Below are 14177 nucleotides of genomic sequence, written 5' to 3' on the forward strand. Positions count from 1 at the left end.
AAAGTGAGTCATGGCTATTAATTTAAAAGGTAGAAATTTTATTTGTTTATTAGATTTTACTCGAGAAGAAATTTATTATTTATTAGAATTATCTGCTACTTTAAAAATTGCAAAACAGAAAGGAACTGAAAAACAACCATTAAAAGGTTATAATATTGCTTTATTATATCAAAAGGATTCAAGACGTACCAGAAGTGCATTTGAGGTTGCAGCTTATGATTTAGGGATGCATTCAACATATTTTGGACCGACTGGTAGTCAAATTGCAGTTAAAGAATCAATTAGTGATACTGCTAAAGTTCTTGGTAAAATTTATAATGGTATTCAATTTCGTGGTTATAAACAAACTGATATTGAGGATTTAGCTCAAAATGCTGGTGTTCCTGTATGGAATGCTTTAACTGATTTATATCATCCAACGCAAATGCTAGCCGATATCATGACAATTCAAGAATGTAAAAAAATTAAGGATGTTAAAGGTATTAAATTTGTTTATTTTGGTGATGCTCGTTTTAATATGGCTAATAGTTATATGATTATTAGTGCAAAATTAGGAATGAATTTAGTAATTTGTTCTACTAAAAATTTATGACCATATCCACAACTTTTAAAACAATGTCAAGATATTGCTCAAGAAACTGGTGGTTCTATTACATTAACAGTAGACTATAAAACAGCAAGTAAAGATGCTGATGTTGTTGCTACTGATGTTTGAATATCAATGGGTGAGGATAAAAAAATATGAAAACAACGCATTAAAGATTTAATACCATATCAAGTTAATAAGGAAAAGATGAAAATTGCTAAACCAAATGCTATATTTTTGCATTGTTTACCGAGTTTTCATGATGATAAAACACAAATTGCACAAGAGATTATTAAACAATATGGGGGAACAGGTGAATTAGAGGTTACTGATGAAGTATTTCAATCTTCAGCATCAAAGATATTTCAACAATCAGAAAACCATCTACATACTATTAAAGCAGTAATGTTAGCAACTTTAAAATAAAATATGATAATTATAGTGAAGTTATATTTATCATTAAATTTAAAGTAATTATTAGAAAAAGATTTATCCTGTTATTATATTATTAGTAGTAATTTAAATTAAAATTAGGAGAAGCAATATGATTAGACAAGAAATATTTTCTTCTGAAAATATACAATTAATATATCAAAATCAAAAAGTAACAACGTGAAAAAAAGTTGCTATTGTTAGCAGTATTTTTTTGCTTAGTCCATTACCAGGGATTGGATTAGGATTTCTTTATAATAAAAAATTAACTACTGAACTTGATACTGAAAGTCCTTTTTCATTACCTATTAGTATGTTAATAGGTGCCATTGCTAGTTCATTATTGACCTTGAGTATTGTTACACCATTTTTCCGTAAAATAATATTTTCTGAATGATATCAAAAACAAGCTGAAGCAAGATATATTAGTAAATTTAGTAGTGATATTAAAAGTTTACGCGATAATTTTGATACTATTATTAATAGTGATAATGAAAATATTAAAGTTGAGTTAGAAAACATATTAACAGAATTAAATAATAAAAAAGCAGAACTAAAAAGTCAAGAAGAGTTAATCACTTGTCAATTACCATTAGAAGAGCTGGTAAATAAGTTAAGTTATTTGGTTATTAATGAATTAGTTAATCTTGATTATGATTATATATTAGTTAGAGAGATTAATAATATCGTAAATAATTCATCAGAAAGTGATGAAGCAAGCACTAATAGTAGTTGCCAGTTGCTAGTTTATTAATGCTCTTTTTTAAAAGAAGAACATTAATTATTATATATTGATATGTAATTTTAATTATTATTGCTAAATTTTGATAACAAAGAAGTTAAAATTAAAAAATATTATATTTTTTAATTTTAGAGGTTAAATCTTTTTTAGTTAAGTGATCGGTATCTTCATTTATTAAATTTTCAGTTGAAGAAAAACTTAAATGTTGTTGTGATAGTGATGGTGTACTATCATGATAGACATAAGAAGATAGTGTTGTCGTTTTTGCTTGTTCATTTGATGATTGTAAATCATTGTTACTATCAGTTTCACTTTTTGCTATCAATAAATTGGCATCTATATTATTATCAATTGGATCATTTAAGTTAATTTTTATTAAATCATTATTTTTATTTTTTAATGTTATTGGATTTTTTATCATTTTTGCTAGTGATAATTCTTCTGATTGATTAATTTCAATTTCTTCATTTAATGGTATTAAGTTTTGATATTTTTTATTATTTTTATTACTAATTTTCTTTATTTTTTCTTCATATTTTGCTTGGGATTCTTCTAAAAAATTTATTGCTTCTTCTTTTGTTTGGAAGGAATATTTTTTTTCATTATTTTCAAGATTATACTGATTAAGATTATAAAAAAATAAATTGGTATCCTTTAAATAAAATGTGATTTCAGTAAAGTTAATTTTAATATTTTCTATTTTTTTTATCAGTAAATTTATTATATTAATTATAGTTAAATATTCTTTGATTAATTTTATTTTTCTTTTTTGTTTCTTTTTTTGAAATCATTTAAACATTATTTTATTATTTCCTTTCGCTGGGTAGTGGTTTAAAAATATTTGTTACTTAAATGATTTTATATAATTTTAATATTTCTTACTATTTTAACAAATTGTTGTAAAATATCAATTTGTTTAAAGCATTAAATCTGGGAGGGGAAAACAAGATTTAAATAAGATAATGTGTATTTAATAGTTTTTTTGATTATAACTTAGTTATGCATTTAATGCCATTAATTTTTGATAAAATATTATTGATGATAAATAACTAATAGTAATAATTATTAAAATAAATCATTATTTTTATTTTTTCCAAGAATAATTAACTAAAAATAAACTAATAATGATAGCAATACTTGTTGTTTAATCTTGATTAATGATATTGCTATTTATTTTTTATAGCATTAATCCCTGGTAATTCTTTACCTTCTAAATATTCTAATGATGCACCACCACCTGTCGAAATATGGCTAAATTTATGTTGATATCCAAATTTAACGGCTGCTGCTGCACTATCACCACCCCCAATTAGCGTAAAGGCTCCTTTTAGTTGGGAAATACTTTTGCAAATATCTTTTGTGCCATTGACAAAATTACTCATTTCAAAAACACCTAAGGGTCCATTTCAAAATACAGTTTTTGCATTAATTAAAGCATTTTCAAATAGTTTAATTGTTTTTGGACCAATATCCATTCCTTCATATCCATCATCGATATTTTCATTAGTAGTGATTTTACCTTTGATATCTTTAAATTCAGGAGCAACAACAAAATCAATAGGTAATACTAATTTTTCTTTTCCTAATATAATAATTTCTTTAGCAATTTCAATTTTATCTTTTTCTAATAAAGAATCACCAATTTGATAGTTTAATGCTTTCATAAAAGTATAAGCCATACCACCACCAACAAGAACTTTATCGGCTTTTGTTAGTAATTGTTTAATAACATCAATTTTATCTGATACTTTGGCACCACCAAGTACCGCGATAAAAGGATGTTCAGGATTAATAGTAATCTTATTAAGCATTGTTAATTCTTTTTCAATTAATAAACCAATACAACTATTTTTTATGTGAGTAGCAATACCAACATTAGATGCATGAGCACGATGGGCAGTTCCAAAAGCATCATTAACAAAAATATCACCTAGATGTGCTCAATATTTACCTAATGCTGGATTATTACCAGATTCTTTATTATCATTTAAATCCTCAAAACGAGTATTTTCGATTAATAATAGTTCTTTATTTTTAAGATTGTTAATAGCTGTTTCAAGTTTAATACCACGCGTTTCATTAACGAATATTACATTTTCTTTCAAAATTTCACTTAATCTTTTAGCAACAGGAGCTAAACTATTTTTTATTTTATCAGTTTCTGATTTAATTCTTCCTAGATGTGATAGCATAATTATTTTTGCATCTTGACTTTGTAGATATTTAATAGTTTCAATACTTGCCTTAATTCTAGTATCATCAGTAATTTTATTATTTACTAATGGTACATTGAAGTCAAAACGAACAATAACTTTTTTATTTTTAAAATCTAGATCTTTTAGTGTTTTTTTATTCATATCATTTTCATCTCCTTTTTTTGGTGTTACTATTTTGATATAATTTTAATATATTTTTAAAACTATTAATAAAAATGCATCTTACCAATTACAAGATGCATTTTTTGTAGCTTAACATTTTAATTAAACTATTAATAAAATTATTTTAGTTTTGCAAAGTGTAGAATTGTTCTTACTAATTGTGAAACATATGACATTTCATTATCATATCAAGCAAAAACTTTAACAATTTGTTTACCTTCAACTTCAATAATTTTTGTTAATGTTGCATCAAAAATTGAGCCAAAACTTGAACCAATAATATCAGTTGAAACAATTGGATCTTCATTATAAGCAAATGATTCACTACTATGTTTTTTCATGGCAGCATTAACTTGGTCAACACTAACATTTTTCTTTAATTCAATTGTTAAGTCAACAATTGAACCAGTAATAATTGGAACACGCATTGCTGAACCATCTAATTTTCCTTTAACAGAAGGAACAACCAAACCAATTGCTGCTGCTGCTCCAGTTGCTGCAGGAACAATATTAGACATGGCACTACGTCCTCTTCTGAAATCTGAGTGTTCTAGGTCTAGCAAGCGTTGATCATTAGTTGCGGCATGAACTGTTGTCATTCATCCTTTAATAATTCCAAATTCTGATTCTAAAGTGTGAATAACAGGAGCAAGACAATTAGTAGTACATGAAGCAGCAGAAATAATATTATCATTGCTTTTTAGCATATCATGGTTAACATTATAAACAATAGTTTTTAGGTCACCTTTAGCAGGTGCAGAAATTACAACTTTTTTAGCTCCAGCATCAATATGTGCTTGTGCTAATTCTTTTGTTGTAAAACGTCCAGTTGCTTCAATTACAATATCGACAGCATTAGCTTTTCATGGTAATGCTTTTGGGTCTTTTTCTTGACAAACTTTAATTATTTTACCATCAACGCTAATAGTATTTTTTGTTTTATCTGCTTTAATTTTACCGTGTTTTCAAGTTCTGTGTGCTGAATCATATTGTAGTAAATATGCTAGCGCTTCGACATTTCCTAAATCATTGATAGCAACAATATCAATTTCTTTTTTGTCAAATAATTGACGAAAGGCAAGGCGACCAATACGTCCAAATCCATTAATTGCAATTTTAATTGCCATTATTAAATCACTCCTTTTAAGTGTTTGTTTTTTATATTGATTAATGACTAAGTATATTATAAACAAATATTGTTAATATTTGTTATAAAATATTGATTTATTTATAAAACATTTGTTATTATAAACAATTTATTTTCTTTATTTTTTTAATATTTTATTAAAAGTATTAATTTTATATTAATATGCTGTATGATTAGTATTTTTGATTATGAAATTGTTATCATGGTTTTATATTTTTTTAATGGGGTTTTTACAAAACGGACATGCTAATACTTTAAATTTCGTTTTTTTCATTTTGATAAAATCCAATTTGAGTAATTTCTTTTGGTAATTGTATTTGATAAATTAGTTTCATTAGTTGTTATTTTTATCAAATTTATCAATATATTTAGTATCTTGTTGGGTTTTACCTACACTATAATTATTAGTACTAATATTATCTTTTTGTAAAATTATTAGATTTTTTAGATAAGTTTAAAAAAATAGAATTCAATAAACTTTTAGCAAAAAATAATACTATTAATGAAGAAAATATGGCAAAAGTTTATCTTTCTTTATTAAAATTTTTAGTTATTTACAATTGAATATTCTCTTTCTTCATCATTACTATTTTCAATATTAATATTATTTTTTTCACCTATTTTTTCTGCTTCTTCAACAGTTAATTCAATTGGTACTGTTAAAGTTTGAATACGTTCTAATAACCGTTTAACTTTAATTTCTTCTGATTTATTATTTCGCAAATAATAATGTTGATATAATTCACTAATACTATAGTTAGAATTAATAAAAGTAGTTTTTAATGGTAAAATTCGCGCATTAAGAATACTAAATAGTAGTTCATCACGTTCTCAAGCACTAATCGTTTCTCCACCTAAGTCATCAATAAATAATAAATCACAAGCTTTTAATTGCTCAATTTGTTGATTACTATCAGTATCATTCTTAAAACTTTTTTTAATATCCATAACAAATTCTGGTCATACAATAAAACAAACAGTTTGATTTTTTTGAATTAATTTATTTGCAAATAAGATAAAGATAAAAGTTTTACCACTGCCTGTCTCACCATATAAGTATAAACCTTGATAACTTTTATGTTTTAAAGAATGATGTAAATATTGAATTATTTGTTTTCTAGCATTAGTTGAAGCATTAAAATTTTTACTCCATGAAAGTGATAAAAGTTTATCATCATAATATTTAATTAAAAAATTATTATGTACTTGTTTTTGAATGGAACGATTAATAGAGTGAAGACAATCAGTTAGTACTAAACTAATCTTTTTATTAGGTAACATTACTAATTTATAACGGTATCCTTTAACATTTTGCTCACATTTGTTAAGATTTTCTCGTTTTTTACATAAATTGTAACTACTAATATAATTTTTTAATAGTTCAACATATGGTTCTAATTTACTATTAGTTAAGTTATTTTTTTTTATAAAATCATGAAATTCAGCATTATTAATGTTTTCTTTTAAAATAGTTGTTGCTTTAAGTTTCATGATTATCATTTCCTTACTTAATAATAATTTTTTTGTTAATTAAATTAGTGAGCATCAAATTCCTTTAAAATATTATTTATTTCTTCTTCAGTAAATATTATATTTTTATTATTATCAACTTTATGGTTTTTAATTAAATTTTTATTAAAATTATTTGCTGGTGCTTGCTCTGTTGCTGCTCATAATGATTCTTGTTGAAATTTTTGTTGTGGATTCTTTTTACTATGGGCATAAGCAAGTTTTAAATGACGTAAAGCATCATCAATGTTATTAATTTTATTTTCTTGAAAAGTTTCGGCAATTTTAATAATATAGTTTGGTTCTAAGCGTTTATTATTTTTAAATCAGACATATTCAATTAAACAGTTAATGACAGCATTATTTAAGTGAAAACTATTAGTTAAAGTTTCTAATGTTGTTTTTATTTTATCATTAATTATTGCTTTCCCTGTTAAATTTTTTAAGTATTCCTCAGGTGATTTTTGTTGCATTAAATTTAGTGTAGTATTAATAATTTGTGAATTATCTTTAGATACAATTTTATTATCATAAGTACTTAAATTAACTTTCATGATATGACTTTGCATTTTATTTTGAAATGAATAAATTGGTTTAGGAATTTCACTTTGTTCTTGTACAGAATAAATATTATTGAGTGCTGTTTTTAATGTTAAGGGTTGAGGGATTGTATTTTCCTGCTGAGTAATATTAACATAATCTTCTGTGATTTCAATATCACTTTTTAAAAAATAAAATTTTTGTCTTTCATAATTTAAACTTCCTAATTGTGTAAGAAGTTGTGAACTTAAATAAGTATTAGCAAAAAAATCATCGGCAGATAGTGGTGAACGTAGTTGATAAATATAAGTAGATTTTAAAGAGTAATAGTAAGTATTAATAAGATTGGCTGCTTCAAGTTGTTGAAAGGCAACAAGCAATTGTGTCGAGCTTAGTTTTAATAAAGATTTAATGCGACCGTGATTAAAATCTAGATTAATACGTTTTGTTAGTAATTTTTCTTGCACTAAAGTTAAATATAAATTTATTGCTTCAATACCAATTATTGGTTGATATAACATAAATAAAATTTGATAATCCTCACTATTGATATGCTCTAATTGGCTCAACTTAAAAATATCAATATCTTTTATTGTTCTGTTCATATTAATTCCCTAACTTTCTTTTTACTATCCATTCTTTAATGGTATGATAATTATATGCACATCCAGAATATAAATAAAGCAAAATGATTAAACCACATAGTTATCCACATTTAATCCACTATTAATTATTAAAAGTATGCTTTATTAATATAATGTTTTTAAGTTTTCCACAATTAATATTTAATTTGACAGTGACTACAAAAGTAAGTTCCACGAAGATTTACTTTTATTTTTTTAATGGTAGTATGACATTTAAAGCAGGGCATATTTACTCTAGTATGAACTTGTAATTCTTGTTGATAGTAACCTGTGACACCAAGACTTGATGTGTAAGTATTAATTGATGAACCACCAAGTTTTATTGATTTATTAAGGATAAATTTGGCATTATTGATAATATTTTGTAATTGTGTAATTGTTAAATTTTTGGTGATACTCTCAGGATGAATTCTAGCATAAAATAATACTTCATCAACATAAATATTACCTAAACCACTCATAATATTTTGTTCTAGTAATGTTGGTTTAATGCTTTGATTTTTATTTTTTCATTTATTTTTTAAATATTCAGCAGTTACTTTTTGATCAAAAGGTTCTGGTCCAATATTAATGTAAGGTTTTATTTTTTGATATTCATTTATCTTTTGTAAATGAAAGGTTCCAAATTGCCTTGTATCATGATATCGTAGTTCATATTTATTATTTAATTCTAATACTAATAAAATATGTTTTCAGTCTATTAATTCATCATTTTTTTGTAAAAAATATTTTCCTTCCATCCGTAAATGACTTAATAATACATAGTCATCTAAGATAAAAATTAATAACTTGCCAATTCTTTGAACATCATTTATCGTTTGGCCAATAATCTGTTTTGAAAATTGTTGAACAGTTGGTGCTTTGATAATTTTATTTAAAAAAATTCTAACACCAATAATTTTATGTTTAATTAAAAGTGGTTGTAAAGTTTTACGGACAATTTCTACTTCTGGTAATTCTGGCATTTTAATTTTCCTTCCAATAAAATATCATAAACTATTTTTTTTAAATATTAAAAAATTATTTTAATTCAAATCAATTATTACCAATGCTAGTATTAACTAATAACGGAACTTTTAGCTTAGTAATATTATTCATAATGTTAGTAATTTTAGCAATGACATCATTAACTTTAGTTTCTTCAACTTCAAAAATTAATTCATCATGAATTTGAGCAGTTAAGATTCCATCAATATTTTGCTTTTTAATTTCTTGATAAATTTTATTCATTGCTAATTTTAAAATGTCAGCAGCACTACCTTGAATTGGCATATTCATTGCTATTCGCTTACCAAAATTTTGTATTACTTTATTTTTATTATTAATTTCTGTTACTTCTCGTCGGCGATTAAAAATAGTTTGCACATATCCATTTTTTTCACAAAAATCAATTATTGTATTAATATAAATTTTAATTTTTGGAAAAACAGAAAAATATTTTTCAATAAATATTTTGGCATCTTCAACTTTAATTCCTAATTGTTGTGCCAAACCAAAACTAGAAATGCCATAAACAATGCCAAAATTAATAGCTTTTGCTTTTTGTCTTTGTTCACTAGTAACTGCTGTTAGCGGAATATTTAATATTTTACTTGCCGTTTCACGATGAATATCATGCTTTTGTTGGAATGCCTTGATTAAATTTTCATCTTCACTAATATGAGCTAGAATTCTTAATTCAATTTGTGAATAATCACAAGATAATATTTTAGTGTGAGGTTTGCTGGGAATAAAAATTTTACGTACCTCTCTTTGTGCTTTATCGCGAATACTAATATTTTGCATATTAGGATCTAATGAAGATAACCTGCCAGTACTGGTTTCTACTTGGTTATAAATACTATGAATTTTGCCATCATGAAAAATATATTTTTGTAGACCAAGTAAATATGTAGAATATAATTTTTGTAATTTACGGTATTCTAAAAGAATATTAATGATTGGATGTTGATTTTTTAAAGTAATTAAAACTTCAAAGGCAGTACTGCCTTTTTTGTAATTAGGTAGTTTTAAATCTTTAAATAAGTAATCACTAATTTGTTTTGGTGAATTAGGATTTAAGTTACTGTTACTTTCTTTTTTAATTTGTAATTCCAAATCTTGGATTTTTAATAATGTTTTGTCAGTTAATAAATGTAATTGTTTTTTATCAATCTTAACACCATTTTGTTCCATATTAACTAATACAAAAGCAGTAGGTAATTCAATTTTTTGGTATAAGTTTCAATTATTAGTGTCTTTTAATTTTTTGATTAAAATAAGATGAGAAGCAGTTAAAAAACTTATTTTTTTTTCTAAGAAAATAGCAATTTCTTTTTCATTATCAGGAATATTTTTTTTAATACCTTTACCATAAAAATCATTAGCATTTAAATTATCTTTCATGTTGATATTAAGAATAATAGCGATGTTTTCTGGTAATATTTTTTCATTAGCATAAAGCAGGTAAGCAGCTAGCATATGATCAAAAATAATACCATTTATTTTTAAATTTAAACGTAATCCAGCAATAATAACTTTTTTTAAATCTCAAGTTATTTTTTGTAATTTTTCATTAGCAAGAAAATATTTAAAATTAGAGCAATTAATAGCATTAGCACTATTAATATAAAATATTCCTTTTTCATTTTTAATGGCAAAACCAATCACATTGTCGCGATTATAGTTTTCACCAAAAACTTCTAATCATAAATAATTTGTCGCACAGTTTCATTCTTGTTTTCATGCAGTTATAATTTGGATATCTGATTTATTAGTTTTACTAATTTTAGGTTTAATAGTTTCTCTTAATAAGGAATTCATATTATATTGTTTATAAAAGTTTTGCAATTGTTCATTATTTAAATTTTCAATATTATAATTAAAAGTTTCTAAATTACCAGTAATTGGTGTATTTAAATCAAGTTGTGATAGTTGCTTACAAATAATACCATTATTAGTATTAGCTTTAATTAATTTACTAATATTTGGTTTTAATTTTTCAACATTAACAATAATATTTTCTAATGTCTCATATTCTTTTAATAAACTAATAGCAGTTTTTTGACCAATACCTTTAATGCCAGGTAAATTATCAGAATTATCACCCATTAAGCCTTTTAAATCGGTAACTTGATAGGGTAATAATTGATATTCTACTTCAAATGTTGATGTTGTGATAACTTTTAAATCACTCATTCCTTTTTGTGGATTAAGAATTTTAATATTAGTATCTAGTAATTGTAATAAATCTTTATCACTACTCATAATATCAATTTGATAGTTAGTAGCAATTTTATTTTTAACAATGCTCGCGATAATATCATCGGCTTCATAGTTAGTCACTTGCCCTCAAGGAATTTGTGCTATGTCAAGATATATTTTGACTAATTTAAATTGTTCAATTAATTCAATTGGTGTTTCACTTCGTTTTCCTTTATATGTCCCTAATATTTCATGACGGAATGTTTTACGACCAGCATCAAATGCAACGAAAACACTGTTATAGTTATTAGATTTTAAGTATTTAGTTAACATTCTAATGAAAGCATAGACAGCATTAGTTGGAATACCTTGTAAAGAATGGAGATTAACTCCTTGATATGCAGTTCCATAATATGCTTTAAATAGTAAATTATTACCATCAATTATTAATGCTTTTTTCATTTATTCACCTAATTTCATAAAAATATTATAACAATAACTAAGTATAACTTCATATAAAATTACAAAAATTTACTATATAAAAAAAACAAGATTTTTTTCTTGCTATCAACAATAATTAAGTTACAGAGTTAATTGTGTAGAAAACATTATAAATATAAGGTTTTAGGGTTAATGTTAAGAGAATTATTATATTTATAATGATTAAGGGTTCTGCAACTTAATTATAAGTTATTAAGGATTTTTATGAATAAGATCCTTAATAATTATTATAACATTCAAACTTTTAATTTTATATTCTTTTTTTTAAAATATAAAAAACAAGAGCTTTTCAGCTCTTGTTTACACAAGAATTATTGCTAAGGTAATACGTCATTTATAAAAAAAAAGGGGGTTATTTATAAATAAAACTTAAGGTTATTGGGGGTTATAGAGTTTAAATTAGGGGTTTTAGATTAATTTTAAATTTTTTACATTTAAAAATATTATAATTGAATAATGTTTTGACATATTACCTTAATTTTAAAGGACCTAGGCTATCTAAATCCTTATAAAAATATTACCAAATAAATTTTAAAATGCAAGGAAATTTGTTATTATTTTTAGAAATAATTTGTATTTTTATTGTTTTTTAAAAAAATATATTTATGCTCTGTCTAACTTTTTTATCTTTTATCATTATTTTTTAGGAAATTTAAAATTGTAATTCTAAATTTTTACCTTTTTATAACCAAAAATTAGTAAATGATTTAGTGTAAAATAAAGATACTTAATTATTAGTTAGTATTTTATTAATTGATTTTTTTAAATTTATAAATTACTATTATTTCTTTTTTCTTTATTTTAAGTTTAATAATCATGTTATTATTACTAAGTAGTAAAAAAATATTAATGAGGTAGAAAATGAGTATTGTCACAATTGAAAATTTAACGCATGCTAATGGTGGAAAAGCATTATATAAAAATGTTAGTTTGCAAGTTAATAAAGGTGAGCATGTGGCATTAATTGGTATGAATGGTGTTGGTAAAACAACATTATTAAATATTATTAATGGTACGGTTTCTGCTGATCATATTGATTTAAATATTCATCCTAAAATTAAAATTGGGTATTTAGATCAACACCAAGAAGTTAATTTAGAGTTAACAGTTTTACAATATTTACGTGAAAGTTATCAAAAATTATTTGAACGTCATCAACAAATGGAAAACTTATATGCACAAATGGCCGAAAATTATAGTGAAGAATTATTAACTAAAGCTATGAAAATTCAAGATGAATTAACGCATCAAGGATTTGATACTATTAGTAAAAAAATTGGGCGGTTAGTAGATGGATTAGGAATTAATTTAGAACTTTTAGCACAAACCTTAGATAGCTTAAGTGGCGGTCAAAGAGCAAAGGTACTTTTAGCAAAATTACTGTTAAATGAAGATGATTTCTTATTACTTGATGAGCCAACTAACTTTTTAGATATTGAACAAATTAATTGGTTAGCTAAGTTTTTACAAAATTACCCTAGTGCCTTTTTATTAGTATCACATGATCGTAATTTTATTAATACAACATGTAATATTATTTTTGACATTGATAATTATACAATTACTCGTTATGTTGGTAATTTTGAAAGTTTTTTAGAGCAAAAAAGTTTACATCATCGCCAATATCAAGCAGCTTATTCAAATCAGAAGAAATTAATTGAAAAATTAGAAACTTATATTAGTAAAAATGCAGTACGTGCTGCTACTGCTAAAAGTGCTGAATCAAGAAGAAAACAATTAGTTAAAATTCAAGTTTTAGAAAAACAGCAAATTCAAACACCGCCAAAATTTCATTTTAAGTATTATAAAACAACAGCCACAATTGCGGTGCAAGCTAAAGATCTTGAAATTGGTTATCATAAACCATTAATTAAACCGCTTACTTTTGTTATTAAAGCTGGTAGTAAGTGAGTTGTCAAAGGATATAATGGAATTGGTAAAACTACTTTTTTGCAAACACTGGCTGGAAACATTCCAGCACTTGCTGGAAATATTAATTTAGGTGATCGCATGCAAATAGCATATTTTCATCAAACAGAAGTAATGACTAATATTACTCCTTTTAACTATTTAAAAGAGTTAGATATTAAATTAAACGATCTTGAAATTAGAAGAATTTTAGCCAGTTTTGGGTTACGAAGTAATTTAGTAATGAAGCCAATGATTTTCCTTTCTGGGGGCGAGCAGACAAAAGTTAGATTAGCAGCATTAGCATTAAAACCTTATAATTTATTAATTTTAGATGAACCAACTAATCATATTGATGTTTTAGCTAAAGAAGCTTTACTGACAGCATTACAAGAATTTGAAGGAACAGTTTTATTAACAACTCATGATACTAATTTTAATAATAGTTGAGTTGATGGTATTTTAGATTTTGAAAAATTAATTGATTAGTAAAAAAAATTTGCTAAATATTTGCAAATAACCTTTTATTATTTTAGATAGACTAATATTAGTGATTAATTAATATAATTAAAAAACAATTAGGGAATGAAGATATTATAATATTGTT

Annotated in this window: 10 protein-coding genes; 3 read left to right on the forward strand and 7 right to left on the reverse strand. The window is 24.3% G+C overall.

Annotation, left to right across the window (positions count from 1 at the left end; translation table 4 throughout):
• Nucleotides 1-10: 10 nt before the first annotated feature.
• Nucleotides 11-1012 (forward strand): ornithine carbamoyltransferase, encoded by a 1002-nt coding sequence (gene argF, locus ACQH25_RS01085; protein ID WP_425381441.1) that lies wholly within the window; start codon nt 11-13, stop codon nt 1010-1012.
• 118 nt (nt 1013-1130) lie between these two features.
• Nucleotides 1131-1772, forward strand: coding sequence for a hypothetical protein (locus tag ACQH25_RS01090; RefSeq protein WP_425381442.1), 642 nt, complete (start codon nt 1131-1133; stop codon nt 1770-1772).
• A 91-nt stretch (nt 1773-1863) separates the two neighbouring features.
• Here ACQH25_RS01090 and ACQH25_RS01095 read toward each other — a convergent pair whose 3' ends face one another.
• From ACQH25_RS01095 to polA, 7 genes are all read right to left on the reverse strand, one after another.
• Complete coding sequence (locus tag ACQH25_RS01095) at nt 1864-2559, reverse strand: hypothetical protein (RefSeq protein ID WP_425381443.1); 696 nt, start codon at nt 2557-2559, stop codon at nt 1864-1866.
• Between the two features lie 367 nt (nt 2560-2926).
• On the reverse strand, nt 2927-4117 hold the full coding sequence (locus ACQH25_RS01100; RefSeq protein WP_425381444.1) for a phosphoglycerate kinase: 1191 nt from the start codon (nt 4115-4117) through the stop codon (nt 2927-2929).
• Nucleotides 4118-4257: 140 nt separating this feature from the next.
• Nucleotides 4258-5265 (reverse strand): type I glyceraldehyde-3-phosphate dehydrogenase, encoded by a 1008-nt coding sequence (gap, locus tag ACQH25_RS01105; RefSeq protein WP_425381445.1) that lies wholly within the window; start codon nt 5263-5265, stop codon nt 4258-4260.
• Nucleotides 5266-5831: 566 nt separating this feature from the next.
• Nucleotides 5832-6776: an ATP-binding protein gene (locus ACQH25_RS01110; RefSeq protein WP_425381446.1), complete on the reverse strand. Its 945-nt coding sequence runs from the start codon at nt 6774-6776 to the stop codon at nt 5832-5834.
• 44 nt (nt 6777-6820) lie between these two features.
• Nucleotides 6821-7939: a DnaD domain protein gene (locus ACQH25_RS01115; protein WP_425381447.1), complete on the reverse strand. Its 1119-nt coding sequence runs from the start codon at nt 7937-7939 to the stop codon at nt 6821-6823.
• Between the two features lie 173 nt (nt 7940-8112).
• A complete protein-coding gene (gene mutM, locus ACQH25_RS01120; protein WP_425381448.1) occupies nt 8113-8943 on the reverse strand; it encodes a DNA-formamidopyrimidine glycosylase in 831 nt (276 codons plus the stop codon).
• A 55-nt stretch (nt 8944-8998) separates the two neighbouring features.
• Complete coding sequence (gene polA, locus ACQH25_RS01125) at nt 8999-11623, reverse strand: DNA polymerase I (RefSeq protein ID WP_425381449.1); 2625 nt, start codon at nt 11621-11623, stop codon at nt 8999-9001.
• 900 nt (nt 11624-12523) lie between these two features.
• Between polA and ACQH25_RS01130 the strand changes: the two genes are divergently transcribed.
• Nucleotides 12524-14059 (forward strand): ABC-F family ATP-binding cassette domain-containing protein, encoded by a 1536-nt coding sequence (locus ACQH25_RS01130; RefSeq protein WP_425381450.1) that lies wholly within the window; start codon nt 12524-12526, stop codon nt 14057-14059.
• Nucleotides 14060-14177 lie beyond the last annotated feature (118 nt).

The sequence above is a fragment of the Spiroplasma endosymbiont of Polydrusus pterygomalis genome (assembly GCF_964030825.1).
Lineage (GTDB): Bacteria > Bacillota_I > Bacilli_A > Mycoplasmatales > VBWQ01 > Spiroplasma_E.